The sequence below is a fragment of the Adlercreutzia sp. ZJ176 genome, assembly GCF_011038975.1.
Taxonomy (GTDB): domain Bacteria; phylum Actinomycetota; class Coriobacteriia; order Coriobacteriales; family Eggerthellaceae; genus CAAEEV01.
The window spans coordinates 23,455-49,919 of the sequence record NZ_JAAKEC010000015.1 but is presented as its reverse complement, the minus strand read 5'-3'; the positions used below and the strand labels follow the sequence as shown (position 1 = coordinate 49,919).

Genomic DNA, 26,465 nt, shown 5'->3' with positions numbered 1-26,465 from the left:
TCGAAACATCGGGAACGGGAGCTCAACGTGAGCCGTTAGTGTAACACGCCGCCCTACTTCCGGCGCCAGATGTCGAGCACGATCCAGACCGACAGCAGAAACGCGCTCACGTAGCCGACGGCGGCGAGCACGGGCACGCCGAGCACGCGCGGCTCCATCGACGACAGCGACAGCATCGACGACCCCATGAACAGCCCCGCCACGATGAGCGCCAAGGTCACGCGCGTGAACAGCTTCGACAGCTTGCGGAAGGGCTCGTCGGAGCCGGTCATCTCCATGTTCACCTTGAGCTGGCCGCGCGTGAGCATCTTGAGCGTCTCGCCCGCGTAGGCCGACGCCTCGAGCGTCCCCTTGCCCGACGCGCGCAGCGCGAGCGCGAGTTCCTGCAGCGCCGAGGCGAGCATCTCGGAGGTGTCCGTCGTGCGCTTGAGGTGGTCGTTGATGATGGACACGATGTTCTGGTCGGCGATGTAGGCGGCCACCGTGCCCTCCACCGTCACCAGCCCGCGCGCCACGTTCGTCACCGAGCTCGGCAGCATCACGCGGCACGAGCGCGTGAGCGCCATGATGTCGTTGAGCATGTTCCCCACGTCGATCTGGCTGATGCCGACCGAGCCGTAGTCGGCCAGAAGCCCGTCGAGGTCGGCGAGGAAGCGCGTGTGGTCGATGGCGGAGTTGTCCTTCTGGATGGCGAAGCGGATGAGCGCCTCCTTGAGCTCGGCGGCGTCATGGTTGCCCACCGCCTTGATGATGCCCGCGAACCCCGCGCGGTCGCGGTCGCTCAGGCGCCCCATGATCCCCAGGTCGATGTAGACGATCTGCCCGCCGCGGATGATGAGGTTGCCCGGATGCGGGTCAGCGTGGAAGAAGCCGTGGTCGAGCACTTGGGTGGCGTAGTTGTCGAGCAGCTTGACGCCGATCTCCTCGAGGTCGTAGCCTGCGGCGGTAAGCCGCGCGGACTGGTTGATGGGGATGCCCTCGACGTACTCCATGACGAGCACGTACTCGGTGCACAGCTCGGAATACACGTGCGGCGAGCCGATGAACACGCACTTCTCGTTGAGGCGCGCGAACTCCTCGAGGTTCTCGGCCTCGCGGCGGAAGTCCGTCTCCTCCAGAAACGTCTGCCACATCTCCTCGACCACCTCGCGCAAGTCGAGGAACTGGTCGTCCTTCATCACGTGCGAGGCCCGCCGCGCCAGCATGCGCATGATGTCGATGTCGAGCGCCATGGTGGCCTTCACGCCCGGGCGCTGGACCTTCACCGCCACCTGGTCGCCCGAGGCCAGGCGCGCGCGGTACACCTGAGCCAGGCTGGCGCTGCCGAGCGGCGTGGGGTCGATCTCGGCGAAGATCTCCGGGCGGCGCGCGCCGTACTCGGCGTCGAGTGCGGCGAGCATGTCAGCGAAGGGAAGCGGCTCGCACTCGGCCTGCAGCTTGGAGAGCTCGTCGCAGTACGCCTGCGGGAGAATCTCGGAGCGCGTGGAGAGCGTCTGCCCGATCTTCACGAACGAGGGCCCCAGGTCCTCGAGCATGGCGCGGAACTCCTCGGGCGTGACCGAGCTCATGAGCTTGTGCTTGCGCACGATCTTCAGGATCTCGGCCATGCGCGCGCGGCGCGTCTTGGGAGACAGGTCGAAGCGCCCCTCGGGGTCCACGTCGACCTGCTCGCTGAATATGTACTTGAGCAGCGTGTTGTCAGCCATGCGGAGGCCTGCCTACTGGGCAGGCGCCTCCCCTTGCGGGGCTTCGGCCTCGGCGGGCGCGGGCTCGGCGGCGGGCTCGGCCGGCGCGGGCTCGGCGGGCGCGGGCGCGGCGGGCGCGGGCTCAGCGGCGGCGGGCTCGGGCGCCGCGGGTGCGTCAGCCGGCTCGTCCTTGAGCGCGTCCTTGGCGTTGGCTGCGGCGGCCATCTCGGCCACCTTGGCGGCGAACGCCTCGCGCTCCTGCGCCGTCATGGCCGACAGCTGCGCGGCGATCGACTCCTCGCGCAGGGTCGCGGTCACCGTGACGGCCTGGTGCTTGAGCTCCTCGTTGAGCTGACGCCCCTGGTCAACCGTGATCTCACCCTTCGCGATCAGCTGCTCGACCAGCTCCTTCGACTTCTCGGCGCCCATGGCCACCGCCCCTACGCCGGCGAGAAACGCGTCCCTGAACCCATCGGTGATGCTCGACATGGTATGCCTCCGAATCCTCGTGGTTGTGCCGTCTGAGGAGGGCGTCGCGCGTGCGCGCCCCGCCGTCCATGTTACCACCTCGCGCCGCACAGGCCCATGGGGCGCCGAAAAACCACGCCGGGAAGCGGGCCGTTGCCGAGCCGTTGCCGAGCCGTCATCGAAGCGGCATGCAGCCCGGGACGCGGGCGAGCGGGCGCGAACGCCCGCGAGGCGCGCGGACCCACGAGCCCGAGCCGCCCGCAGCCCGCAGCCCGCGGGCGAGCGCGGCCTACAGCCGCGCGAGCAGGGCGGGCAGCTCGGAGATGGAGGCGAGCGTGAAGTCGGGGTTCTCGGCGGCGAGCACCTCGGGCGGGAACATGCCCCAGGTGGCGGCGACCGTCACGCACCCCGCGCCGTTGCCCGCCTGCATGTCGAACGGGCTGTCGCCCACGTACAGGCACTCGTCGGGGCGCAGGCCGAGCAGGTCGCAGCCGTGCTCCACCGGGCCGGGGTCGGGCTTGTGCGCCGGGTAGTCGTCGGGGCCCACGAGGAACTTGAAGCTCGGCGCGATGCCGAGCACGTCGAGCGCGCGCTGCGCGAGCGCGTGCCGCTTCGACGTGACCACGCCCATGGGGTACCCCTCCGCCAAAAGCGCCTCGAGCACCTCCCCCACCTGCGGGAACATGCGCACCATGGCGTCGTGGATGGAGTGGTTGTGCTCGCGGTAGGTGCGCACGAGCAGCTCGTGGGTGGCGTCGTCGTCCGTGAAGTCCCACATCTGCACCACGAGCGGCTGCCCCACCTTCTGCAGGAGGACCTCGTCGGGAAGCTCCCTTCCGAGCACCTCGCGCGTGGCGTGGCGAAACGACGACAGGATCAGGTCATGGGTGTCGATGAGCGTGCCGTCCAGGTCGAACAGCACGCCCTGTATCTCATGTGACATGCAGCGGCTTTCCTCCTGCCTCCCGGCGGGCGGCGTCCGCGTCGCAGGCCGCCCGCCGGAAGCGCGTCATAGGCGGGTTTACGAGAAGATCGTGTTGAAGCTGCCCACGCCGTCGGGGCGCGCGTTCTTCAGGTTGCGGTGCGCGAAGGTCATCAGCTCGGCGATGGAGGCGAGCGGCACGTTCTTCTTCTGGCCCGTGCGGCGCAGCTTCACCTCGACCATGCCCTCGGCCAGGCCGCGCTTGCCCACGATCACCTGCAGCGGCCAGCCGATGAGGTCGGCGTCGGCGAACTTCACGCCCGCGCGCTCGTTGCGGTCGTCGATGACCACCTCGAAGCCCACCTCCGCGAGGTCGCGCGCGAGCTTCTCGGCGGCGGGCTGCACCTCCTCGTCGCCTACCGTCAGCGGGACCACGCAGATGTGCGCCGGCGCCACCGACATGGGCCAGATGATGCCGTGCTCGTCGTTGTGCTGCTCGACCACGGCCGCCAGCGTGCGCGACACGCCCACGCCGTAGCAGCCCATGATGAACGGGCGCTCGTTGCCGTCCTCGTCGGCGAAGGTGGCGCCCATCGTCTCGGAGTACTTCGTGCCGAGCTGGAACACCTGCGACACCTCGATGCCGCGCGCGCCCTCGAGCGGCAGGCCGCAGGAGGGGCAGCAGTCGCCCGGCTTCACCACGCAGAGGTCAGCCCACGCGTCAACCTGGAAGTCCTCGCCCAGGCGCGCGCCGACGAAGTGGAAGCCCTCCTCGTTCGCGCCGACGACCCACTGGGGCACGGCCTGCAGGCTGGTGGCGGCCACCACGCGGGCGCCCGCAGGAAGGCCGACCGGGCCCATCGAGCCCTTGTGCAGGCCGAACGCGAGCATCTCCTCGTCGGTCAGCAGCGTGAACCCGGGCACGGCGCGCTCGGCCTTGATCTCGTTGAGCTCGTGGTCGCCCGGGATGAACATGACCACCAGCTTGCCCTCGGCGTCCTTGCCGGAGAGCGCCTTGACCGTGGACGTGGCCGGGATGTCCAGGAACTCCGCGAGGTCCTCGATGGTGTGGATGCCGGGCGTGGAGATCTTCTCCATCTTGCCGACCTCGTACACCGTGGGACGCGCCAGGCAGTCGCCCGCCTCGGTGTTGGCGGCGTAGCCGCAGGTGCAGTGCACGAGCTCGGCCTCGCCCGCCTCGGCGAGCGCCATGAACTCGGTGGTCACCTTGCCGCCGATCTGGCCCGAGTCGGCCTCGACGGGGCGGTAGTCCAGCCCGCAGCGCTCGCAGATGCGCCCGTACGCGCCGCTCATGTCGTCGTAGGTCTCCTGCAGCGACTCCTGGGTGGCGTGGAAGCTGTAGGCGTCCTTCATGATGAACTCGCGCGAGCGCAGGAGCCCGAAGCGCGGGCGGATCTCGTCGCGGAACTTGACCTGGATCTGGTACAGCGAGCAGGGAAGCTGCTTGTAGGAGCGCAGCTCGTTGCGGATGAGCGAGGTGATGAGCTCCTCGTGGGTGGGCCCGAGGCAGAAGCCGTGGTCGTGGCGGTCGACCAGGCGCATGAGCTCGGGGCCGTAGTCGTTCCAGCGGCCGCTCTCATGCCACAGCTCGGAGGGCTGCAGCGCCGGCATCATGATCTCCTGGCTCCCGATGCCGTTCATCTCATCGCGCACGATGTTCTCGACCTTCGAGAGCACGCGCTGGCCGAGCGGCAGGAACGTGTACACGCCCGACGCCGTCTTGCGGATCATACCCGCGCGCAGAAGCAGGCGATGGCTCGCTATCTCCGCATCAGTCGGGTCCTCCTTGAGCGTGGGTGCGTACAGCTTGCTCATGCGCATTACGTTGGTCATAGCTTCTCTATCTCCTCCATCAGAGCCTCGACGATTGCCGACTCGTCAACTTTCCGGACGATTTTACCATGGGAGAACACCACTCCCGCGCCGTCTCCGCAAGCCACCCCGATATCAGCATCGGCGGCCTCGCCGGGGCCGTTGACCACGCATCCCATGACGGCCACCTTGAGCGGCGCGGGGATGGCGGCGACGCGCTCCTCCACCTGCTGCGCGAGGCTGATGAGGTCCACCTGGCAGCGGCCGCACGTGGGGCAGCTGATGAGCTCCGGCGAGCGCTGGCGCAGGCCCAAGGCGCCGAGCAGCGTCCAGCATGCGCGCACCTCGAGCACGGGGTCGTCGGTGAGCGAGATGCGCATGGTGTCGCCGATGCCCTCCTCGAGCAGCACGCCGAGGCCGCACGCGCTCTTGATGACGCCCTGGAACGCCGTGCCCGCCTCGGTGACGCCGATGTGCAGCGGAACGTGCGGGATCTCGGCGGCGAGCAGGCGGTACGTGTCAATGGTGGCCTGCACGTCATGCGCCTTGGCCGACACCACCACGTCCGCAAACCCCCGCTCCTCCTCGAAGTAGCGCACGTAGTCGGCCGCCGACACGGCGAGCTTCTGCGGCAGCGTGAGGTCAGCCCGCTCCTTGAGCGCACGGTCGAGCGAGCCCGCGTTCACGCCGATGCGGATGGGGATGCCCGCCGCGCGCGCCGCCTCGATGACCTCGTCGGTCTTGGACAGGCCGCCGATGTTGCCGGGGTTGATGCGCAGCTTGGCCGCGCCGCGCCGCGCCGCGCCGATGGCGATCTGCGCGTCGAAGTGGACGTCGGCGACCACGGGCAAAGGCGACGCCTTGCAGACGGCTGCGAACGCGTCGATGCAGTCGATGTGCGGGATGGCCATGCGCACGATCTCGCAGCCCGCGTGCGCGAGCGCGTCGATCTGCGCGAGGTTCGCCGCCACGTCGGTCGCGGGCGCGTTCAGCATCGACTGCACCGCCACCGGCGCGCCGCCGCCGACGCCCACGCCCCCCACCGTCACCCGGCGGGTGGAGAAGCGCGGCTTCTCCGCTCTTGTCTCTCCCAACTCTGTCAGCCTTCCTTTCCGGTGCGAGGGCGCGAACAGCACACGGCAGCTCCACCGCTGCGCGCAGGCGGCAGCCTGCCGCTTCGCGCAGGCGAGTGGCCCGCCGCTTCGCCGCGCCCCCCTATGAGTAGAATCCCGTGAAGAGCCTCTGCACGTCCTGGCTCAGCATAATAGCGAAGAAGCCCAGGAACAAGACCATGCCCGCGATGGTCAGGTACCCCATCACCTTCGTCGGCACCGTCTTGCGCGTGAGCTTCTGGAACACCTCCACCGCGAAGCGGCCGCCGTCGAGCGGCGGGATGGGCAGCAGGTTCATGATGCCGAGCGACACCGAGATCATCGCCATGAAGAAGAGGCTGTCCACGAAGCCCTTCTCGAAGAAGTCGCCCGACATGGCGACGATGCCCACGATGGACGCCGAGCTCTCGACCGTCTGCGCCGCCGTCGCCGGGTTGAACAGCCCCGCGACCGCCTGCACCACCATGCCGATGTAGGCGAAGCCCATCTGGATGGACTGCAGCGGCGTGGCGTTGAAGTGGAACACCTCGCCCGTGTCGGCATAGCGCAGGTCGATGCCGACGACCGAGTAGATCACGACGAACGCGACCATGGTGAACAGCAGGTTCACGAACGGGCCCGCGAGCAGGATGATCGAGCGCTTCCAGAAGGGCAGCGAGCGGTACTGCTGGGCGTACTCGCGGTCGAAGAGGGCCTGCGGGTCGTTGACGGGACGCGGCTCGCCGAGCGCGTAGGACGCGAGGGCGGGAGCGGGAGCAGGGGCGGGCGCGGAGCTGGCCGCGGCGGGAGCGGGGCTCGGGGCGTCCACGAGAGCAGAGGCAGGAGCGCTCGCAGGGGCGGAGCCGTCAGCGGCGGCGGAGCCAGCTGCGGCCGCCGCGGGCCGCACAGCGAGCGAGGGATCCACCACACCTGCGGGATGCGCGGCGCGCGCAGCCCTGAGCTGCTTTCCCGTGGGCCGCGCCTCGGGCGCGCGATACATGTTGAACTGGTCTGCCTTCGTGGGGCCCGAGCAGCTGCCCCACTCGACGAGCTCCTCGAGCGCCGCGTACGCCTCGTCGTCGGTGATGCCGCAATCGGCGGCGACGTCCTCCATGGTGGCCGTGCCCCGGCGGTACAGCGCCGCCAACGCGTCTCTCAGATGCGGGCTCATCTCGCCGGCCTCCATGCCGCACACGCGCGCGTAGCCGCCCAAGAGCACCGCGGTCACGCCGTAGCGCGTGCTGCCCTTCGTGAACCCGATGCTCGGACCCGGCAGGCCCAGCATGAGCTCGGTCACGCGCACGCCGAAGGCGCGCGACGCCAGGAAGTGCCCCGCCTCGTGGATGAACACGAGGAAGCACAGGGCCAGAACGGCGCAGATGATCATAACGAACGTGGTCATGGGCCTCGCTTTCCCGATCAGCGCGCCTTACGCGAAGGCGCGCCCGGCGAGCAGTGCAGGGGGCCGCAGGGCTCCCGCGCGCGCTCGCCGTCGCGTTTTCGCTGATCATTATAGGGAAGCAGAGCCGCGCTCAACCTGCATGCGAGAAAAACCTACAAGCGCTGCGCGATTTTGCCAGAAGCGCGCCAGGTTGCGAGCGAGCTTTTGCCAGACGCCCGCCCGCCGCGCCGCGCCTTTTTGCCCGCACGCGTCCCGCACGAGCGGCAGCCCCTCCCCCTGCCGCGTCGACTCCCGGCCCAACCCCGCGCGACGATGCGCCAATCCCCCGCCATGCATCTGCCAGGCGGGCCCGCTACGCTTGAGGCAAAGCGAACATCCCTCGGCGCAGCAGCGCAGAAAGGAGCGACCATGCAAGCAGCACGACGGCGGACAACCTCAAGGGCGGCGAGGCTCCTTCTGGCCCTCGCGATCGCAGCGGGCCTCATCCCGCTCACGAGCTTTGCGTGCTCGCGGCAAGCCTACGCAGACACCGGCTGGATTTCCGTAGGACGCAACGTCTCCTATGACAACTACAACACCACCTTCTTCTCCGACGGCAGCGGCTGGACGGCCTACTGCGCGCAGCCTTCGAAGCCCACGCCCGCGTCCGGAACCTACCCGAGGCTCTCGCTGCGTGACGTCTACAAGGTCGACTCGGACGTAGGAGGCCTTGCGGCGGCCCTCTACTACGGCTACGGCGGTCCGGGGTTTGATCCAGCCATGTGGCCGTCCACCTGGTATGACGGATCTCCCATGACCGACGACCACTACTACGCCATCACGCACATCCTCATCGCCGACCGCATGTACTGGGACGCCGACGCCGCCCTCACCGGTTGCTCTCAGGCGTTTCGGCAGTACTACGGCTACTCTTGCCAAGGGCAGGAGTGGTGGGTCCGCTACACGGGCATGGGCGAGTCGGCGAACCCCGACGGCACGTACCTGCGCATGTTCGCCGCATGGCAGGCTCTGCCGAGCTCGACGCGCCGCGCCTACGTCGACTCCTGCTATGCCCTGCGCACCGGAGAGACGCAGGACATCGTCGTGACGTACCCCCACAAGCCGACAGGCAGCCTCGAGCTGTGGAAGTCCTCGGCGAACCTCTCCTTCACCAGCAACAACAACTGCTACTCGCTCGCAGGCGCCACCTACGGGGTGTATAGCGACAGCACATGCACGTCCGAGCTCGCCACGCTCACCACGAACGCCGACGGCTGGACACGCGCCGAAGGGCTTGCCGTGGGCACCTGCTACGTCAAGGAGAAGGCGCCCTCCGAAGGCTACGCGCTTGACGGCGCGACCTACGAGGTGCCCATATCGGGTGGGCAGACCGCGCGCATCGACGTGGAGGAGACCCCGCAGAGCAGCCCCCTCGCCCTCTGGCTCGCCAAAGTCGACCTCGAGACGAACGCCGGCCAGCCGCAAGGCGCAGCAACCCTGGAAGGCGCGCAGTTCTCCGTCCGCTACTTCGGCGGCTCCTACGACACGCCCGCCCAAGCCGAGGCGTCGGGCCCACCCACGGCAACCTGGCTCGTGAGCACCGACGAGAGGGGAATCGCGCCTCTCGACAGCGCGCGCACGCTGCAGGGCAGAGACGTGTTTCGCAACTCACGCGGGCAGGCGGCCATCCCCTTGGGAACCGTGCTCATCCAGGAGGTGAAGGCGCCCGAAGGCTACCGCGCGAACGAAGGCGAGGTGATCGTCCGCCACGTCACGAGCGAGGGCGCAGGCGAAAACGTGAGCACCTATGATGTCCCTACCGTGCCTGAACAGGTCATACGAGGGGATCTGGAGTTCGTGAAGGTGCGCGAGAGCAGCCAAGGGCACCTTTCGGGCATTCCCTTCAAGATCACCTCGCAGACCACGGGCGAGTGGCACGTCATCGTGACCGACGAGAACGGCGAGGCCAAGACGAGCGCAGCGTGGAACGCGCACACGGCCCGCACCAACGCCAACGACGCCGCGCTCAACGCTGACGGAACGGTCGACGAGGCGAAGCTCGACGCATCGGCGGGCGTGTGGTTCGGGCTCACCTCAGCCGGCTTGCTGACCAAGGCTGACGACAGCCTTTCCGCGCTGCCCTACGACACCTACACCGTCGAGGAGCTGCCCGTCACGGCGAACGAGCACCTGAAGCTCATCGAGCTCGCCGACGTGACCATCGCGCGCGACGGCTACAGCGTCAACCTGGGAACCCTCGACGACCAAACGGCAGGCGAGGCGACCTCCGATGAGGATTCCGCCGACGAGAGCCAGACCGTCTCCGCAAAGGAGGAGCACGCAACCGCCGTCGCAAGCCCGCCGCCCTCAGGCTCCCTGCCCCGGACAAGCGACAGCTCCCGGCCCCTCCAGCTCGCAGCCGCCCTCGCAGCCGCCGCCGGAGCAGCCCTCATCACAGCCCGCATAAGGTCCCGCCGACAGCGCTAGCAGGCAACCCCGGGGCGGCGCGCAAACCCGCCGCCCCGGCACGACGGCATCATCTCGTTGACGGCCTTCTATTTTCGTCTTATAATACTATTGTAAGACGAATTAAGGAAGCATTTTGTCTTACCTTGCCATTGCGGAACACGCCCTCAAGCACGGGCTTGACGAGAACCAGATCACGCACGCATGGAAAAACGCGGTGGTCTGCACGCGCATCGCGCGAAAAGACGGTCTCGTTGACTACGTGGCTGTCGGGCCAGACCAGAATGGCCGGATAATCGAGATGACCGGGCGAGCGAAGGACTTCGGGATCCTGATCTACCACGCGAACACGCCTCCGACCACGCGGTCGCTCCGCACGCTCAACCTGCAGAAGAGGAAGAGGAGGCTCAGATGGAAGCCGTCGTACTGACCGACAAGGACCTCGTGGAGAAACTCGGCATGACGCGAGAGGAAATCGAGCAGCTCAAGCGCGATGCCGACGCTTACGACCGCGGGGAGTGGCCCGAAGCCAAGTCCGTCACTGTCCGCTACGGTCGGCCTCCCCTCTTTGAAGACGACGAGCTCGTCAGCGTTACCTTCAAGATCGGAAAATCCCAGTTGAAGCGCGTTGACGAAGCCGTCAAGGGGCAAGGATGCTCGCGTTCTGAGTTCCTCCGCTGCGCAGTGGAGGATGAGCTCGGCCTCCTCGAGAGCGAGGGGGCCGAGAACGCCGACGATGACGCCTAGCGGGCCTTGACCCAGGCGCGGGCCTTCGCCCTCGCCCAGGCGTCGACCTCCTCGAGCTGGCCGAGGCTCTCCACCTGCTGGACGCCTTCGGCCGCATGGGCCTCCATGACGGCCTCCACGCATGCGGCGATGCCGAGGTAGGTTCCCTCCTCGGCCAGAAACGCCGCCACGGCCACCTCGTTCGCAGCGTTCATGACGCACGGCAGCGTGCCCCCCGTGCGCCCCGCCTCGCGGGCGAGCGCCAGGCAGCGGAACGTCTCCGTGTCGGGCGCGGCGAACTCGAGCGAGCCGAGCGTGCGGAAGTCGAGCGGGGCCACCGGCGCGCTCCAGCGCTCGGGATACGAGAGCGCGAACTGGATGGGGATGCGCATGTCGGTGGTGCCGAGGTGCGCCTTCACGCTGCCGTCCGAGTACTCGACCATGGAGTGGATGGCGCTCTGCGGCTGCACCACCACCTCGATCTTGTCGTAGGGCATGGCGAACAGGTGGTGTGCCTCGATGACCTCGAGGCCCTTGTTCATGAGCGTCGAGGAGTCGATGGAGATCTTGGCTCCCATGTTCCACGTGGGATGCGCGAGCGCCTGCGCGGGCGTGATGCCCTCGAGCTCAGAGCGCTTCCTCCCGCGGAAGGGACCGCCCGAGGCCGTCACCCACAGGCGCGACACCTCGCGCTCGTCCTCGCCCAGAAGGCACTGGTAGATGGCGCCGTGCTCGGAGTCGATCGGCATGAGCGCGCCCGCGGGGCCCGTCTTCGGGGCCATGCCGCGCGCGCGGCGCTGCTCGTCGACGCGCGCCGCCAGCGGCATGATGAGGTCGCCCCCCACCACGAGCGACTCCTTGTTGGCGAGCGCGAGCACCTTGCCCGCGCTGAGCGCCTCGAAGCTCGCGCGCAAGCCGGCAGCTCCCACCAGCGCGTTCACCACGACGTCGGCCTCGGGCAGGTGCGCGAGCGCCGCCACGCCCTCGGGCCCGAACGCAAGCGAGCCTTCGCCTTCGCCGCCGTGCGCCTGCGCGCGCAGGTCGTCGGCCACGGGCAGGCCCGCCACCTCCTCGCGCCCCACGGCCAGATGCCGCACGCCGAACGCGCGCGCCTGCGCGAGCAGCTCGTCCGCGCGCGCGCCGACCGCCAGCGCCACGACCTCGAGCTTGTCGGCATGTCGGCGCACCACGTCGAGCGTCTGCGTGCCGATGGACCCCGTCGATCCCAAAACAACAACGCGCTTCTTAGCCAATGTCATCCCTCCGAAAGCAGCGCGCCGCAGGCGGCATGACCCGCCCGCGGCGCCGACGAAACGCTAGAACACCGAATACGGTATGCACCCGCCCGCGATGAGCAGGATGGATGCGGTGATGGACGCCAGGAAGATGGAGTCGCAGCGGTCGAGCAGGCCCCCGTGCCCCGGCATGATGGTCCCCGAGTCCTTGAACCCCGAGTTGCGCTTGATGCGGCTCTCAGCCAGATCGCCCAGCACCTCCATGAGGCCGCAGACGAGGCCGAACACCATGGCCAGGGGAATGGGCATGGTGATGCCCGGCACCAGCGACAGCGCGCACCAGAGCGCCACCGAGCCGACCAGGCCCGCGATGAACCCCTCCCAGCTCTTCTTCGGGCTGGTGCGCGGCGCCAGCTTGTGCTTGCCGATCTTGCTGCCCACCAGGTAGGCGAACGCGTCGTTGGCCCACACGCTCACGAACAGCAGCAGCACCGCCACGCCGCCCCACGGGTCGCCGAGCGCCTGGCGTATGATGACCAGCCCGCACAGCAGAAGGCCCGTGTACGCCGCGCCGAAGAAGCTCACGCCCACGTCGGGGATGCGCGCGCGCATCCAGAACACGTACCAGACCAGAAGCGCCAGAAGCAGCCCGAGGCTCACGATCAGGGCGCCCGCGAGCCCGTAGAAGTACACGCTCAGCGGGTAGAGCACCGCCGCGATGATGCCGAGCATCTCGTTGGGCAGCTTCGCGTCGGAGCGCAGCATGTAGTAGAACTCGCCCGCGCAGATGCCCGCCATCACCATGAGCATGCACAGCATGGGCAGATCGCCCGCCAGCACGCAGGTCACGGTGACGACCGTGTACACCGCGCCCGTGCGGAAGCGCACCTGGAAGCCCGAGGGGTTCTTCAGCTTCTCGGGCGTCTTCTCGAGCGCGGCCTCCTTGATCTTCTGGCGCTTCTCGGCGCGGTGCCCCTTGCGCTCGAGCAGCTCGGCGCGTTCCTCCGGCGTCATGCCGTAGCGCCAGGGCGGGCCGTCGGGAACGGCGCCGGGAGCGTCAGAGGGGGAGACCTGCGCGGACGCGCCTTCGTCGAGCTCGACCAGATCCTTCGTGGTCGGACGCGTGGAGAAGGGCGGCAGGTCGGACGACGCCTGCTCGCGCAAGCACGCCGTGCGCGCGCGCAGGCGGGCGCGCGCCTCCCGCTGCTTCTCGGTGAGCTGGTCTTTCGCCTCGGAGTCCCTCACTTGACTCCCCCGAAGCGGCGGTCGCGCCGCTGGTACTCCAGCAGGCAGCGCAGAAGCTCGTAGCGGTCGAAGTCGGGCCACAGCACGTCGGTGCACACGAACTCGGAGTAGGCGATCTGCCACAGCAGGAAGTTCGACACGCGCATCTCGCCCGACGTGCGGATGAGCAGCTCGGGGTCGGGGATGCCGGCGGTGTGCAGGCCGCGCTCGAACAGCTCCTCGGTGATGGCGGGCACCTCGCCCGTCTCGCGCGCCACGTCGACGGCATGCTGGGCGCACGCCTGCGCGGCGTGCAGCATCTCCTGGCGCGAGCCGTAGTTCACGGCCACCACGAGCGTCATGCCGTCGTCGCCCTTCGTCTTCTCCCACGCCTCGTCGAAGGCCGCGCGCGTCTCGTCGGGCAGCGCCGCCATGTCGCCGATGGTCATCACGCGCACGTGCTCCTCGTGCAGGCCGTCGACCTCGGCGAGCATGGTCTTGGCGAACAGGTCCATGAGGCCGATGACCTCGTCTTGGGGCCGCCTCCAGTTCTCCGTGGAGAACGAGTAGATGGTGAGGTAGCGAACTCCCAGGTCAGATGCGCAGCGAATCGTCTCGCGCACCGCCTCGATGCCCGCCTTGTGCCCGCGCAGGCGATTGAGCGCGCGCTTCTTCGCCCAGCGCCCGTTGCCGTCCATGATGACGGCGACGTGCTCGGGGATGTTCGCGCAGTCAAGCGCCGCCGGGTCAAGCCCGGCAGGCGGGTTGGGGAATATGTAGTCGAGCGTCCTGTTCACAGCACCATCACCACCTCAAGGTGTCAGAGGGGACGGGATCGCGGCCCGTTCCGCCGTTGCGCATCCACAGCAGGCCAGAGAGTCCTGGTCGTCCATAACGTCAGCGAGAAGCGCTCCGGTGCCCCGCATTGCCGCGAAAGCATGAGAAAGCGTACCTCGGTACGCGACGAATGCTTGGAGCGGCAAGGCGGGGTGCCCGAGCGCTTCGCAGCGTCGGCCGGTTCCGCCGTTGCGCAGCAACGGCGGAACCCCCTAGATCTCCATGACCTCGGCTTCCTTCTTCTTCAGCAAGACGTCGACCTCGGCGACGAACTTGTCGGTGGTCTTCTGCACCTCGGCCTCGGCGCGCTTGGCCTCGTCCTCGGGCAGGTTGTCGTTCTTCTGCGCCTTGTCGATGGCGGTGTTCGCGTCGCGGCGGGCGTTGCGCACGGCCACGCGCGCCTCCTCCGCGAAGGTGCGGCACTGCTTGACCAGCTCGCGGCGGCGCTCCTCGGTGAGCGCCGGGAAGGGCAGGCGGATGACCGAGCCGTCGTTGTTGGGCGTCACGCCCAGGTCGCTCTCGAGGATGGCGTGCTCGATGGCGCGCAGCATCGACTTGTCCCACGGCTCGACCACCAGCAGGTGCGCCTCGGGCGTCTTGACGCCGGCCATCTGGTTGATGGGCGTGGGCACGCCGTAGTAGTCAACTTTGATGCGGTCGAGCAGAAGGGCGCTCGCGCGGCCCGTGCGGACGGAAGCGAAGTTGTCGCCCAGCGCGCTGATCGCCTTCTCCATGCGCTCCTCAACTTGAAGCATGATCTCGTCAATGTCGGCCATGATGCCACCTTCCCCTGTTCTTCAAAGGGCGCGCCGCGCCTTCAGGCCCTGCGGCGCGCATGCTGTCAGTCAGATGATCGGCTATTCCACCGTGGTCCCCACGGCCTCGCCCTTGAGCGCCGCCTTGATGTTGCCGCGCTTGGTGAGGTCGAACACGATCATGGGGACGTTGTTGTCCATGCAAAGCGACGTGGCCGTGGCGTCCATCACGTTCAGGCCGCGGTTGAGCACCTCCAGGTAGGTGATGCGGTCGAAGCGCTTCGCATCGGGGTTCTTCTTCGGGTCGGAGTCGTACACGCCGTCGACCTTCGTCGCCTTCATCAGGCAGTCCACGTCGAGCTCGCACGCGCGCAGCGCCGCCGTGGTGTCGGTGGTGAAGTACGGGTTGCCCGTGCCGGCGGCCAGAATGACCACGCGGCCCTTCTCGAGGTGGCGGATGGCGCGGCGGCGGATGTAGGGCTCGGACACTTCCTGCATGTTGATGGCGCTCTGCACGCGCGAGAACACGCCGTGGCGCTCGAAGGAGTCCTGCAGCGCGAGCGCGTTCATGACCGTGGCCAGCATGCCGATGTAGTCGGCCTGCGCGCGGTCCATGCCCTCCGCCGAGCCCGCCAGGCCGCGGAAGATGTTGCCGCCGCCCACGACGACCGCCAGCTGCACGCCGTCGTGCACGATCTCGGCGATCTCCTCGGCCAGGTCGTCAACGACCTTGGGATCGATTCCGTAGCCGAGGTCACCCGCCAAGGCCTCGCCGGACAGCTTGAGCAACACGCGATCGTACTTATATTCGTTCGACATGAAACCTATCCCTTCGTCGAGAACGTTTAATCTTATATATAGTACCCGAAGCCGAAGGCCCGCGCAGCCTCGCCGATCAAAAACAGCAGCCGCGCCGCACAAAAAGCCCTCCCGCCCAAGCCGGCAGGCTCAGACGGGAGGGCTCAGGGAAAACGCACAGCAGGACATCGGAGCGAAGCGAGAGACGCCGCGCGCAAGCCGACGCGCGCCAAGCCTCCGGCCACGCCAACGCACGTGCCAAGCCTCCAGCCACGCCAGCGACGCACGCGAAAGCCCCCAGCGAAGCCAGCGAACGCGAAAGCCCCCAGCCACGCCAGGCGCCTCACAGTCGCGCAGCGGGGCGCCAGCGCGCGCCTACCGCACCTCGGAGAGGTCCTTGTTCGTGTGCTCGTGCGAGGCGACCATGGCCACCAGCGCGATCGCCGCGATGAACACCATGTAGAACGCGGGCGCGATGTCGCTGCCCGTCATCGAGATCAACCAGAACGAGACGTAGGACGCCGAGCCGCCGAAGATGGCGTTGGCCAGGTTGAAGCTCAGCGCGAAGCCCGAGTAGCGCACCTCGGTGGGGAACGTCTCGGTGAGGTAGCTCGCCAGCGTGCCGTCGTTGATGGTGAGGATGAGGCACATCAGAAGCTCCACCACCAGGATAACCGTGAAGTCGAGCGTGCCGAGCAGCATGAACGCCGGGATGGTGCACACGATGAAGCCCACGCACGCGATGATGAGCATCCTCTTGCGGCCGAAGCGGTCGGACACGCGCCCTGACAGGAAGATGAACGCGATGTAGACCACGAGCACGATGGTGGTGATGGTCGATGCCGCGCTCGCGTCGTAGCTGAGCGTGGTCTCCAGGTAGTTCGGCAGGTAGGTGAGCACGGCGTAGAAGCCCACGGCGTTGAGGACGCACGCGCCGAACGAGATGATGAGCACCTTGAAGTGCTTGGTGAGCAGCGTGCGGATGGGCTGCTTCTCAGGCGGGTTGCCCGTGTACTCGAGCTTGCGCTGCATCTCGGCGTACACCGGCGAGTCCTCCAGGTGCGTGCGGATGTAGTGCGTGATGTAGCCGAGGGGCAGCGCCAGCAGAAACGGGATGCGCCAGCCCCACTCGATCACGAACGACGAGTCGGCGCCCCAGGTGTTGAACATGAACGTGGCGAACATCGAGCCGATGAGCAGGCCCGCTGCCGTGGAGGCCGGCACCATGGAGCAGTAGAAGCCGCGGTGGTTCTTCGGCGCGTACTCGGCGATGAACGTGGCCGCGCCAGCGTACTCGCCCGAGGCCGAGAAGCTCTGCAGCATGCGCAGCAGCAGAAGCAGCAGCGGCGCGCCGACGCCGAGCACGGCGTAGCCCGGCAGGCACCCGATGAGGAACGTCGCGCCGCTCATGAGCAGGATCGAGATGGACAGCGCCCACTTGCGCCCCTTCTTGTCGCCCATGTTGCCCCAGAAGATGGCGCCGACGGGGCGCACCAGAAACGACAGCGCGAACACGCCGAACGTGCTCATGACGGCGACGGTCTTGTCCGCGTCGGGGAAGAACACCAACGCTATGACCGTCGCGAGGTATGAGTAGCTCGCGTAGTCGAACCATTCGATAAAGTTTCCCAAGAACGAGGAGAAGACCACCTTCTTGAGGGTCTTCTGCTGTTCGTCGGCAGTATAGGCCGCCGTTGGGGCAGCCTTGGTGCTCTCGCTCATGAACCGCTTCCCTTCCCTGTTGCCTCACGGCGCGCGCAAGCGGCCGCGTCACGCGGCGCGCCTCACGCACCATCTCGAGCTTCGGCAAGAGGAAGCCAACCAACCAGTCTACGAATCGCTGGATCCCGCAAGCTGAAGAATCAGCCCAATGCACGACGAGCCTTCCGCCGCGCTCACATCGATCTGCTGACTACCTGTTAGCCCGCCCCCTGCGCGGACTCTTCTACACGAATACCGTATCATACCCGCCTTTCAACAGCGCTTTACACGCCCCTCACGAGGGAGGATGCGGGGGGAAATAACGGGTTAACGGCGCTTTACAGCGGGCGAGCGGCAGGTCAGCGGGCGAGCGACGAGCCGCGTATACGTCAGGGGAGGGACAGAGTCGATCCGGCAGGGCTTGCGCAGAGCCCGGGCGGCAGCTGGCGGGCCGCGCGGGACCCGGGCGGCAGGTCAGGGGCGGGCCGCCGAGCCGCGCAGCGCCTGGAAGGCGGGCAGCGCGCCGCCGAGCATGATGAGCGCGCCGCCGATCACGGTACCCGCCGTCATGGCCTCGTGGAACACGAGCACGCTGGTCAGAAGCGACACGACGCACTCCCAGTACGAGATGGTGGAGTACTCCACGGCCGGCAGGTTGCGCCCCGCCACGAGCAGAAAGCCGAGGCCCACGGGCCCGCAGATAATCCAGAGCGCCAGGGCGAACCCCCAGTTCGCAGGGGTCATCGCCACCTCGCCGAGCGGCCACGCCGCGCACATGGCGCACGCGACGGCAAGCGACCCTACCGTCGCGAACAGGAAGTTCCACACGCCGCGCACCGTGGAGTCGCAGTCCTTGCGGTAGCCGTTGAAGAACAGCGACAGCCCGTAGAACACGCCTGACAGGAGGCCGAGCGCGTCGCCGAGGCCCTTCTGGGGGAACTCCGGCGTGGAGGCGCCCAGGGAGAAGCCCACGCTCACGCCGCCCGACCCTACCGAGACGACGCCCGAGGTGAGCAGCATGCCCGCGAACACCGCGCCGAGGCACAGCCCCTGGAAGCGGCTGATGGGCTCCTTGCGGAACGCGCGCGCGAGCAGCGTACAGAACAAAGGCCCCGTGTAGATGAGGAACACCGCGTTGGCGAGCGAGGTAAGCAGCGCACTCACCAGGTAGAACGCGAACGACACGCCCACGGAGAGCCCGCCGAGCACGATGGCGGGCGAAATCCGCGTGCGGCGGAAGAGGGCCGTCTTGTGCGTGAGCACGAGCAGAATGGCGAAGAGCACGAGCCCCATGCCCATGCGGCCGACCGTCATGAACGCGCCGATGGACTCGCCCGCCACGAGCTCGCCGCCGAAGAAGTCGACGCGCGTGGAACCGCGGTTGAGCAGCCCCGACAGGCCCATGCCCGTCGTGGCCACGAGCAGCGCGATGACGCCGCGCCGCTTGTCCATCTGAAAGCCGTCGTTGCCCTTGCCGCCGTCGCTCTTGCCGCCGTCACCGCCCACGAAACCCCTTCCCGCGCATCAAAAAGCTGGCACGCAGCTCAGCTGCGTGCCAGCTCATCATAGCAAACCCTCGGCAAGCTCGCAGGCCGCTCGCAACGTCAGCGAGGGCTCCCGCAGCGCCGAGCAACCCGCTCATCCCGCCAGGGCGAGCGAAACAAGGCTAGTCGTTCCACATCTCCGGACGCACGAGCGTGGTGTCCTTGACGCGGTTCGGGAAGTAGTCCTCGCAGCCGCCCTCGCGGTAGACGTCAGCGGTGCAGCAGTGCAGGCCGCCGCCGAACGGGTAGGCGTCGCGCAGGTCACAGGGGATGACGTTCATGCCGAGCTTGTCCATCTGCTCCATCTGGTAGACCTCGGAAGCCTCCACGACGACCGTCTTCGGGTCGAGGACCAGGCAGTTCATGGACAGCCACACGGAGCTGTAGCAGAGCTCGGGCGGCTCGGTGTGAGCCGGCTTGGCCGCCTCGACGATCTGCCAGTCGTTCGCCTCGAAGATGGCGCGCTGCTCTTCGGGCAGCGGGCGCACCGGGTTGTTGATGATCAGGCCCGGACGCAGCGGCACGAAGGTGGCGTCGATGTGGATGGGGTACGGGTCGCCGGGGAAGTTCACGGCGTGGATGCGCAGCTCGGGATGGTAGCGCTGCATCCAGTCCATGGCGGCGCGGTTGGTGGTCAGGCCGTGCTGGACGAAGATGTCCTTGCCCATGCGCATCCAGTCGGCGGCGTCCCACATCGGCTCGACCTCTGTGGTCACGAAGTCCTTGTTGGCGGTGCGCACCAGGCGCTCCTCGAGCGTGATGGACTCGTCGTAGTAGTTGTGCTTGTAGGACTTGTCAGTCAGGCGAGGACGCGGAGCCTGGGTCCACTTGAACTCGGGATCCTCCTCGAAGTACTTCTCCATCAGCGGCCAGTACGCCAGGTACTCGAAGTAGCGGCAGCGGAAGGACTGCGCGGCAGCCATGATCTCGTTGCCGATGGTGAGCAGCACGTCACGCGGCGGCATGCAGCCCATCATGGAGTCGTTCGTGAAGTCGGGCGTGGCGATCTTCTGGTTCCACTGCAGCGGCGTCGGGCGGTCGACCTTGATGCCGCGGTCCTCGAGGATCTTCACCAGGCGGTCGAGGGCCTCGTTGCCCTTCTCCACCGTGCGCAGCGGGCGCAGGCCCCACATGCCGCGCATGTCGGAGTCGACCGGAACCTTCTCGGAAGTCGCGGGCTCCTCGGGCGGGATCATGCCGTTGTCGCAACGGCCGACGATCACGTGCTTCAGCGGATCCCAGTCATTCCAGGAATTAACGATTTTCGCCATGAAAATCTCCTTTCATTTTACTAGCCTCCGACGTTATACCACCTTTTGCCGTAGAGTGCATTAACAAACCGCCACGTCACAGGGAAAAAGCGCCCCACAGGGAGCGACGGGGCGCAAAGCCGCTGCCCGAGGGTGTACCCTTGGCGAGGTGCCGAAATGAGCGTGTAGCGAGACAATGCCATGCCGTCACCGCCTTTCGGAGCCACCTGCCGCAGGGGATGCAAGCCGTTTCGGCCATTATAGGCGAAACGGCCCTTGCCGGCTCGCGTTGACTTACCGGTTCCTGCTGCCTTACCGGCTCCTCCCGCTCCGCACGCTGGTCGCCGACGGCGTTACCGACAACGGTGCTTTTCCATCCACCCCTCAGGCGATTCTGGATGAAACGAGGCCGTTATCGGTGGTTTTTTGAGAAAAGTGGCTGGAGAATGCGCGTTGTCGGTGGTTTTAGGGGCCCAGAGCACCGACAACGGGCGTTCTCCAGTCAGCTTTTCAGAACCGTGGATGCAAAGGGGGCGTTGTCGGTGATTTCGACGCACGATCCTCTGGGCCCTAAGGATCCAGCCCAGAAGAGAGCTTGTCGGCGATTCGGGCTTCAAGAGCCCGGGGCGGATGAGACGGCGGGGCAAGGGCATGCGCACCCTTTGCCCCGCCGCATCGCGCCACGCCGCGCGCTACGAGATGTGCCCCAGGAAGTCCTTCGTGCGGTCGGACTGGGGATGGTCGAAGACCTCCTCGGGCGTGCCCTGCTCCACGATGTAGCCGCCGTCCATGAAGATCACGCGGTCGGCCACGTCGCGGGCGAAGCCCATCTCGTGCGTCACCACGATCATGGTCATGCCCTGGCGCGCAAGGTTCTTCATGACGCCGAGGACGTCGCGCACGAGCTCGGGGTCGAGCGCGCTCGTGGCCTCGTCGAAGAGCATCACGTGGGGGTTCATGGCGAGCGCGCGGGCGATGGCCACGCGCTGCTGCTGGCCGCCCGAGAGCTGCGCGGGCTTGAAGTCCACGCGATCGGCCAGGCCCACCTCGCTCAGCCGCTCCACGGCGATCCGCTCGGCCTCGTCCTTGGAGCGCTTGAGCACCTTCTGCTGGGCCAGCATGACGTTTCGCTTCGCCGTGAGGTGCGGGAACAGGTTGAAGTTCTGGAACACCATGCCCACGTTCGCGCGCACCTTGTTGATGTCGGTGCCCTTCGCCGTGATCTCGGTGTCCTCGAAGAAGATCTTGCCGCCCGTAGGGACCTCGAGCAGGTTGATGCAGCGCAGCATGGTGGACTTGCCCGAGCCGGACGGGCCGAGCACCACCACCACCTCGCCACGATGCACCTCCAGGTTCACGTCGCGCAGCACGACGTTGTCGCCGAACGCCTTCTGCAGGCTCTCGATGCGCACGACCACCTCGTCGGTCACGTGGCTCGCGCGGGCCGGGGCGCCCGCCGGGGCAGCTGGGGCACTTGCGACGCCAGCCGGGACGCCAGCCGAAATGCTTGCGGCGCCAACCAGGGCGCCCGCGCCGACCGGGACGCCGGCCGAAATGCTTGCGACGCCGACCGGGGTGCCGGCCGCGTCGTCCGTCACGGCGCTTGCGGCGGATGCGGGCTGCGCAGCGCCGGGTGCCACAGCGTCGGACGTCGGGGCGTCGGGTGCCAAGGCGTCGGACGTCGGGGCGTCGGGCGCTAAAACGCCGGGGGTCTTGATCTCGCTCATAACCGCTCCTCTACTTCGTGTTCTTCATGCCGAAGCTGTGGTCGCCAAAGCCGCCCAAGCCGTCGCCGAGCTCGTTCTTGAGCAGCGGCTGCGCGGTGAGCACGTCGGTCGCGAGCCCCGTGACGCCCGCCGAGTCGGTGCCCGTCACGCCCACGCTCGCGCCCGCGCCCGCACACGCGCCCGCTCCCGCAGCGCCTGCGCCTGCCGCGCTCGCCACGGCGCCCGCGCCCTTCTTCCTGCGCTTCTTCGGCGCCGCCGTGCCCGCCAGGCGGCTCTCGAGCTTCCCGACCACCTTCGCCAGCGGCAGCGTGACGATCAGGTAGAAGCACGCGGCCACAATGTAGGGCGTAATGGAGCCCGTGGAGGCCACGATGGTCTTCGCGTACATGACCACCTCCATGACGCCCACGGCGGCCAGCATCGAGGTGTCCTTGTACAGCAGGATGAACTCGCTGGTCATGGTGGGGATCACGCGGCGCACGGTCTGCGGGATGATGACGAACACCATGGTCTGCGCGCCGTTCATGCCGAGGCTGCGCGACGCCTCGAACTGCCCCTTCGGGATGGACTGGATGCCCGCGCGGAAGATCTCGCACAGGTACGCCGCCGAGTTCATCGACAGCACAATCACGCCGAGCGGGAACGACGGGATCTGCACGCCCGCCAGCGGCAGGCCGAAGAACGCAATGTAGATCTGCAGGAACAGCGGCGTGCCGCGGACGACGTTCACGTACGTGGTGGCGATGCCGCGCAGCACGCGCCACTTCGACATGCGCATGAGCGCCAGGAGGAGGCCGATGGGGATGGCCACGGGGAACGCCACGGCCACGATGCCGATGGCCATGAGGAAGCCGTTGAACACCACGGGGATGCTCGACACGATGAGCGGCGGGTTGAAGAACAGGCGCAGGAACTTGTTGGAGTTCCACTGCTTCACCCATTCCTGCTGCTCGAGGTTGCTCACCAGCTGGTCGAACGCGCTCTTGCCCGTCACCTGGATGGGCGTGACGTCGTCGATGGGCAGCGTGTCGCCCTCGGCAGTGGTGTAGGAGCCAGAAAAGCCCATGGCCCCGCCCTCCGCGGGGAAGAACACCTCGTACACCTCGACGCGCACGTAGGAACCGGGGACCGTCGGCTCGGCGAACACGGCGCGCAGCGTCTCGCCGTCAGCGGAGAACTCGACGTCGGGGATGTCGCGCGTCATGAGGTTGTCGCCCGACAGCAGCATCACGCGCGCGTCGTCCAGGCCGAAGGTGGTCCCTTCGGGCATGGTGAGCTCGAGGGCGGTCAGCGACTCGTCGGGGGCGGCCTGGCCCTCCCAGGTGACGCGCGTCTCGGTGGCGCCGTAGACCTCCGAGCCCGTGTCGCCGTTGGGGCGCGCGGTGCACTTGGCGGTGTCGAGCGCCAGCGCCTCTGAGGGCTGGGCGGCCTGCGCCAGCACGGCGCCGCACAGAAGCGCGAGCGCCATGAGCGCGCCGACGAAGAGGCGGCGGGCGGCGGCGCGGCGGGGATCGCGCGGGCGGGCGGCGCGGGCCGTCGCGCGCGGGGCGGAAACGTTGGAGCGGCGGGCAGATGCGGTTGCAGATGCGGTTGGATCAGTCATGGCGACTCCCCCGATCAGGTGCGAGAGAAAAGGAGGCCCTTCCCGCCCGACTGAGGCGGGAAGGGCCCGGAATTCCACGTGAGGAACTGCGTGGCGCTAGAACCACTTGTTGGTCAGCTCGTCGAGCGTGCCGTTGTCCTTCAGCGTCTTGAGCGCGGCGTTGATGGCCTCGGTCAGCTCAGGGTTGTCCTGGGCGACCACGGCGGCGTACTCCTCGCCCGTGGCGACCTCGATGACGACCTGCGCGTCAGCGTAGGCGCTCTCCAGCATGCGGTTCACCACCGCGAGGTTGGTGCACACGGCGGTGGCGTTGCCCGACTGCATCGCGGCGAAGCAGTCCGTGGAGTTGCCGTAGCCCTTGACGGTGGCGTTCGGGAAGTTCTCCTGGGCGTACGTCTCACCGGTGGTGCCGGACTGGACGGCGATGACCACGCCCTCCTTGTTCAGCTCCGCAGCGGCGTTGTCAGGCGTGATGGCACCGCCCTTCATGGCGGCGACGGCCTGGTCGTCAATGTAGTAGGAGTCGGTGAAGTCGATCTCCTTGGCGCGCTTGGGATCCACCGAGATGCCGGAGAAGCCCACGTCAGCCTGGCCGCCCGCGGCGATGGCCGGGGTGATGCCGTCAAACTGCAGGCTCACGAACTCGCACTCGAGGCCCATCTCCTCGGCGACAGCCTTCGCGAGGTCGATGTCGAAGCCCACGTACTCGCCGTCCTCGAGGTTCTCGAACGGCGGGTAGTCAGGCGACGTGGCCACCGTGAGGGTGCCCTCCTTCAGCAGCGTGAGGCTGCCCGCGTCGCCGTCAGCGGCCGCAGAGGAGCTCGCCGAGCTCGCGGCGTTGTTCGAGGAGCAGCCGAACAGGCCGAGCGCCGCGACCAGCGCGCCGCAGGCGACGAGCGCGCCCCACTTCTTGATCTTCATCTTTCTTCGTCCCCTTTCCCTGCGCCGCTGCCCCGGGCTCTCCGGCGTGGCGCATCGTTCATCTCGACAAGGCAATTATAAGACGTTTGCCCGCAAAACGCGCCCATTCGTTGCATTCGTGTAAGGTTTGCGAGCGAACGAGGCCGCTGATCGCGGGCGGCGAAGCCGTCGTGCGCCCGCGCCGCAGCGCAGCTCGAAGCTGCGGCCAACGCTCCGCGCCCGCGCCGCAGCCGCATCGCGCCGCCTCAATGCGGGCCCAGGTAGCGCAGGGGAACCACCGTGCGCGCGGGCGAGGGAACCTTGTGTTCCTCGCCTTCGGGAATCTCGATCTCGGCCTTGAGGTCGAGCGTCTTCGCCCTGTCCACGGCCTTGGGCTTCGGGTGCGCGCGCCGGTCGGACTCGAGCGCCTGGGCGAGCACCTGCATGCGCTCCTCCGCGCTCTGGATGATGCGCGAGCACTCCTTGAGCTCCCCGCTGATGTCGACCCCCTCCAGCTCGCGCACCGATTTGTACTTCAGGTCGTGCTCGAGGCTGGCCCAGAAGTCCATGGCGATGGTGCGGATCTGGATTTCGACGGGAATGTCCTCCTTCGCGTCGAGGAAGTACACCGGGATCTTCACGATGAGGTGCAGGCTGCGGTAGCCGTTGGGCTTGGGGGCGGCGATGTAGTCCTTCACCGTGACCACCGTGAGGTCGTCCTGGTGCTCGAGGTAGTTCAGGATGTCGTAGGCGTCCTGCACGTACGACACGATCACGCGCAGGCCCGCGATGTCCATGATGTGCTCTTCCATGGACTCGAGCGTGGTGGACTTGCCGTAGCGCTCGAGCTTCTCGAAGATGGACGGGATCGACTTCATGCGCGACTCGATGTGGTGGATGGGGTTGCGACGCTGGCGCAGCTTGAGATCCTGGTCGAGCGTCTCGAGGCGCACCTCCATCTGGCGCATGGCGGCGTGGTACTTCTGCAGGATGTCCTGCGCGGCGTACTCGAGCACCGCGAGGGCGTCGATGTCGTTGCCCGTGAGCATGCGGCTCTGGGTGAGCTTGCGCGAGCGCTGCTGCGACACGTCGTCCATCCCCTTGTGGTAGACGGCCGCCGCACTCGTGCGGATGGCCTCGAGCGATCCGTCTGCCGTCATCGCACCTCGCCCCCTTCCAGCATCTTCGCCATGCGCCACAGCTCCTCGAGCTCCTCGGTCGGCAGGTCCTCCACGCGCCGGCCCTGCCCCCAGGCGGCGCCTTCCATGAAGGCCCAGCGGCGGCGGAACTTCACGCACGTGGCGCGCAGCGCGTTCTCGGCGTTCACGCCCATGCGCCGCGCCACGTTCACGAGAGCGAACAGCACGTCGCCGAACTCGAGCTCCACGGCGTCGGCCGCCGCGGCGGCCTCGGACGTCGCGCCCGCGTCGCCGCTCTTGACGATCTTGCCGCTCTTCGACTGGGGAGCTGCGGCGTAGGCCTCCTTGAGCTCGCCGACCTCCTCGGCCACCTGGCCCCAGATGTCGTCGAGCGTGTCCCACTCGAACCCCGCGGCCGCCGCCTTGCGCGAGATCTTCTGCGCCTGCATGAGCGCCGGAAAGCTCGCGGGCACGCCGTCGAGCAGCCCCTCGGGCGCGCCGTCGCCTGCGTCGGCGGCGGCTGCGTCGGCCGCCTCCTTCTCGGCGAGCTTCACCTTCTCCCACAGCCCCAGCACCTCGCCGGAGTCTGCCGCGGCCTCCTCGCCGAACACGTGCGGGTGGCGGCGGATCATCTTCTCGTTGACGTCGCGGCACACGTCGTCGATGGTGAACGCGCCCGCGTCGGCGGCGATCTGACTCTGCAGCACCACCTGCAGAAGCACGTCACCGAGCTCCTCGCGCAGATGCGTGACCGAGCCGCGCTCGATGGCGTCGACGGCCTCGTACGCCTCCTCGATCATGTTATGCGCGATGGAACGATGCGTCTGCTCGCGATCCCACGGGCAGCCGTCGGGCGCGCGCAGCGCCTCGATGGTGGCCACGAACGCGTCGAAGTCGGGGTGGCGTTGCGCCGTCACCTCAGCTACGCTCTTGCTGGTCATATGTTTCTGAGCCTTTCGGTCTCTGCCATGCCGCGCGCCCTGCGGCGCCGCGGCCTCGATTGTCCCCCCTGTGCGAACCCTCATTATACCCCGCAGCGCAGCAGGACGCCCCCGCGCAGCCGTTCCGAAGAAAACTAGTGCATTTCCGCGCCTGTTCGAGTACCATCAATTCTGTTTGTTTTACAGAGCGCGCCCGCCCCGCCTTCGCGTGACGCGGCTTTATGCGCTCTCGTCGGAAG

22 protein-coding genes are annotated in these 26,465 nt (G+C 67.7%); 3 read left to right on the top strand and 19 right to left on the bottom strand.

Annotated features, from left to right (window positions below; genetic code table 11):
* Positions 1-53: 53 nt before the first annotated feature.
* The 6 genes from G7Y50_RS08995 to G7Y50_RS08970 all read right to left on the bottom strand — a co-directional run bounded on the left by G7Y50_RS08995 (position 54) and on the right by G7Y50_RS08970 (position 7,401).
* Complete coding sequence (locus G7Y50_RS08995) at positions 54-1,706, bottom strand: AarF/ABC1/UbiB kinase family protein (protein WP_165056523.1); 1,653 nt, start codon at positions 1,704-1,706, stop codon at positions 54-56.
* A gap of 12 nt (positions 1,707-1,718) precedes the next feature.
* Entirely contained in the window at positions 1,719-2,174 is a 456-nt protein-coding gene (locus G7Y50_RS08990; RefSeq protein ID WP_241159512.1) for a hypothetical protein, read from the bottom strand.
* A gap of 268 nt (positions 2,175-2,442) precedes the next feature.
* Complete coding sequence (locus G7Y50_RS08985; protein WP_165055875.1) at positions 2,443-3,096, bottom strand: HAD family hydrolase; 654 nt, start codon at positions 3,094-3,096, stop codon at positions 2,443-2,445.
* 78 nt (positions 3,097-3,174) lie between these two features.
* Positions 3,175-4,929: a proline--tRNA ligase gene (locus tag G7Y50_RS08980; protein ID WP_165055873.1), complete on the bottom strand. Its 1,755-nt coding sequence runs from the start codon at positions 4,927-4,929 to the stop codon at positions 3,175-3,177.
* Positions 4,926-6,002: a flavodoxin-dependent (E)-4-hydroxy-3-methylbut-2-enyl-diphosphate synthase gene (ispG, locus tag G7Y50_RS08975; RefSeq protein ID WP_165055871.1), complete on the bottom strand. Its 1,077-nt coding sequence runs from the start codon at positions 6,000-6,002 to the stop codon at positions 4,926-4,928. Before ispG ends, G7Y50_RS08980 begins: the two co-directional genes overlap by 4 nt.
* 121 nt (positions 6,003-6,123) lie before the next feature.
* A complete protein-coding gene (locus tag G7Y50_RS08970; protein WP_165055869.1) occupies positions 6,124-7,401 on the bottom strand; it encodes a site-2 protease family protein in 1,278 nt (425 codons plus the stop codon).
* 408 nt (positions 7,402-7,809) lie between these two features.
* Here G7Y50_RS08970 and G7Y50_RS08965 point away from each other — a divergent pair, with 408 nt between their 5' ends.
* The 3 genes from G7Y50_RS08965 to G7Y50_RS08955 all read left to right on the top strand — a co-directional run bounded on the left by G7Y50_RS08965 (position 7,810) and on the right by G7Y50_RS08955 (position 10,593).
* Entirely contained in the window at positions 7,810-9,867 is a 2,058-nt protein-coding gene (locus tag G7Y50_RS08965; RefSeq protein ID WP_165055867.1) for a prealbumin-like fold domain-containing protein, read from the top strand.
* Positions 9,868-9,982: 115 nt separating this feature from the next.
* Entirely contained in the window at positions 9,983-10,276 is a 294-nt protein-coding gene (locus tag G7Y50_RS08960; protein ID WP_165055865.1) for a hypothetical protein, read from the top strand.
* The gene (locus G7Y50_RS08955) at positions 10,258-10,593 is read left to right on the top strand and encodes a ribbon-helix-helix domain-containing protein (protein ID WP_165055863.1); all 336 of its coding nucleotides are present in this window, start codon (positions 10,258-10,260) and stop codon (positions 10,591-10,593) included. Before G7Y50_RS08960 ends, G7Y50_RS08955 begins: the two co-directional genes overlap by 19 nt.
* Here the strand turns inward: G7Y50_RS08955 and dxr are convergent.
* The 13 genes from dxr to mazG all read right to left on the bottom strand — a co-directional run bounded on the left by dxr (position 10,590) and on the right by mazG (position 26,226).
* Complete coding sequence (gene dxr / locus G7Y50_RS08950; RefSeq protein WP_241156549.1) at positions 10,590-11,825, bottom strand: 1-deoxy-D-xylulose-5-phosphate reductoisomerase; 1,236 nt, start codon at positions 11,823-11,825, stop codon at positions 10,590-10,592. The genes G7Y50_RS08955 and dxr overlap by 4 nt on opposite strands.
* Positions 11,826-11,888: 63 nt before the next feature.
* Complete coding sequence (locus G7Y50_RS08945) at positions 11,889-12,821, bottom strand: phosphatidate cytidylyltransferase (RefSeq protein WP_165055889.1); 933 nt, start codon at positions 12,819-12,821, stop codon at positions 11,889-11,891.
* 227 nt (positions 12,822-13,048) lie between these two features.
* Positions 13,049-13,828, bottom strand: coding sequence for an isoprenyl transferase (locus G7Y50_RS08940; RefSeq protein WP_165055859.1), 780 nt, complete (start codon positions 13,826-13,828; stop codon positions 13,049-13,051).
* Between the two features lie 252 nt (positions 13,829-14,080).
* On the bottom strand, positions 14,081-14,644 hold the full coding sequence (frr, locus tag G7Y50_RS08935; RefSeq protein ID WP_241156547.1) for a ribosome recycling factor: 564 nt from the start codon (positions 14,642-14,644) through the stop codon (positions 14,081-14,083).
* An 81-nt stretch (positions 14,645-14,725) separates the two neighbouring features.
* Positions 14,726-15,442 carry a UMP kinase gene (gene pyrH, locus G7Y50_RS08930; protein WP_165055856.1) on the bottom strand — a complete coding sequence of 239 codons (717 nt, stop codon included), beginning with the start codon at positions 15,440-15,442 and terminating at the stop codon, positions 14,726-14,728.
* A gap of 354 nt (positions 15,443-15,796) precedes the next feature.
* Complete coding sequence (locus G7Y50_RS08925; protein ID WP_165055853.1) at positions 15,797-17,143, bottom strand: MFS transporter; 1,347 nt, start codon at positions 17,141-17,143, stop codon at positions 15,797-15,799.
* A 453-nt stretch (positions 17,144-17,596) separates the two neighbouring features.
* A complete protein-coding gene (locus tag G7Y50_RS08920) occupies positions 17,597-18,628 on the bottom strand; it encodes a DMT family transporter (RefSeq protein ID WP_206214817.1) in 1,032 nt (343 codons plus the stop codon).
* A gap of 160 nt (positions 18,629-18,788) precedes the next feature.
* On the bottom strand, positions 18,789-19,937 hold the full coding sequence (locus G7Y50_RS08915) for a serine/threonine protein kinase (protein ID WP_165055851.1): 1,149 nt from the start codon (positions 19,935-19,937) through the stop codon (positions 18,789-18,791).
* A 671-nt stretch (positions 19,938-20,608) separates the two neighbouring features.
* Positions 20,609-21,346, bottom strand: a complete 738-nt coding sequence (locus G7Y50_RS08910) for an amino acid ABC transporter ATP-binding protein (RefSeq protein WP_165055883.1) — start codon at positions 21,344-21,346, stop codon at positions 20,609-20,611.
* A 307-nt stretch (positions 21,347-21,653) separates the two neighbouring features.
* Positions 21,654-23,246: an amino acid ABC transporter permease gene (locus G7Y50_RS08905; protein ID WP_241156546.1), complete on the bottom strand. Its 1,593-nt coding sequence runs from the start codon at positions 23,244-23,246 to the stop codon at positions 21,654-21,656.
* 96 nt (positions 23,247-23,342) lie between these two features.
* Positions 23,343-24,167 carry an ABC transporter substrate-binding protein gene (locus G7Y50_RS08900; RefSeq protein WP_165055849.1) on the bottom strand — a complete coding sequence of 275 codons (825 nt, stop codon included), beginning with the start codon at positions 24,165-24,167 and terminating at the stop codon, positions 23,343-23,345.
* A 245-nt stretch (positions 24,168-24,412) separates the two neighbouring features.
* A complete protein-coding gene (locus tag G7Y50_RS08895; RefSeq protein ID WP_241156545.1) occupies positions 24,413-25,306 on the bottom strand; it encodes a (p)ppGpp synthetase in 894 nt (297 codons plus the stop codon).
* Positions 25,303-26,226 (bottom strand): nucleoside triphosphate pyrophosphohydrolase, encoded by a 924-nt coding sequence (gene mazG / locus G7Y50_RS08890; protein ID WP_165055847.1) that lies wholly within the window; start codon positions 26,224-26,226, stop codon positions 25,303-25,305. The genes G7Y50_RS08895 and mazG overlap by 4 nt, the downstream gene beginning before the upstream one ends.
* Positions 26,227-26,465 lie beyond the last annotated feature (239 nt).

Coding starts and splice junctions, on each gene's coding strand:
- G7Y50_RS08995 (WP_165056523.1), bottom strand. CDS start 1,706: ATGGCTGACAACACGCTGCTCAAGTACATATTCAGCGAGCAGGTCGAC.
- G7Y50_RS08990 (WP_241159512.1), bottom strand. CDS start 2,174: ATGTCGAGCATCACCGATGGGTTCAGGGACGCGTTTCTCGCCGGCGTA.
- G7Y50_RS08985 (WP_165055875.1), bottom strand. CDS start 3,096: ATGTCACATGAGATACAGGGCGTGCTGTTCGACCTGGACGGCACGCTC.
- G7Y50_RS08980 (WP_165055873.1), bottom strand. CDS start 4,929: ATGACCAACGTAATGCGCATGAGCAAGCTGTACGCACCCACGCTCAAG.
- G7Y50_RS08970 (WP_165055869.1), bottom strand. CDS start 7,401: ATGACCACGTTCGTTATGATCATCTGCGCCGTTCTGGCCCTGTGCTTC.
- G7Y50_RS08965 (WP_165055867.1), top strand. CDS start 7,810: ATGCAAGCAGCACGACGGCGGACAACCTCAAGGGCGGCGAGGCTCCTT.
- G7Y50_RS08955 (WP_165055863.1), top strand. CDS start 10,258: ATGGAAGCCGTCGTACTGACCGACAAGGACCTCGTGGAGAAACTCGGC.
- G7Y50_RS08945 (WP_165055889.1), bottom strand. CDS start 12,821: ATGACGCCGGAGGAACGCGCCGAGCTGCTCGAGCGCAAGGGGCACCGC.
- frr (WP_241156547.1), bottom strand. CDS start 14,644: ATGGCCGACATTGACGAGATCATGCTTCAAGTTGAGGAGCGCATGGAG.
- pyrH (WP_165055856.1), bottom strand. CDS start 15,442: ATGTCGAACGAATATAAGTACGATCGCGTGTTGCTCAAGCTGTCCGGC.
- G7Y50_RS08925 (WP_165055853.1), bottom strand. CDS start 17,143: ATGAGCGAGAGCACCAAGGCTGCCCCAACGGCGGCCTATACTGCCGAC.
- G7Y50_RS08915 (WP_165055851.1), bottom strand. CDS start 19,937: ATGGCGAAAATCGTTAATTCCTGGAATGACTGGGATCCGCTGAAGCAC.
- G7Y50_RS08905 (WP_241156546.1), bottom strand. CDS start 23,246: ATGACTGATCCAACCGCATCTGCAACCGCATCTGCCCGCCGCTCCAAC.
- G7Y50_RS08900 (WP_165055849.1), bottom strand. CDS start 24,167: ATGAAGATCAAGAAGTGGGGCGCGCTCGTCGCCTGCGGCGCGCTGGTC.
- G7Y50_RS08895 (WP_241156545.1), bottom strand. CDS start 25,306: ATGACGGCAGACGGATCGCTCGAGGCCATCCGCACGAGTGCGGCGGCC.
- mazG (WP_165055847.1), bottom strand. CDS start 26,226: ATGACCAGCAAGAGCGTAGCTGAGGTGACGGCGCAACGCCACCCCGAC.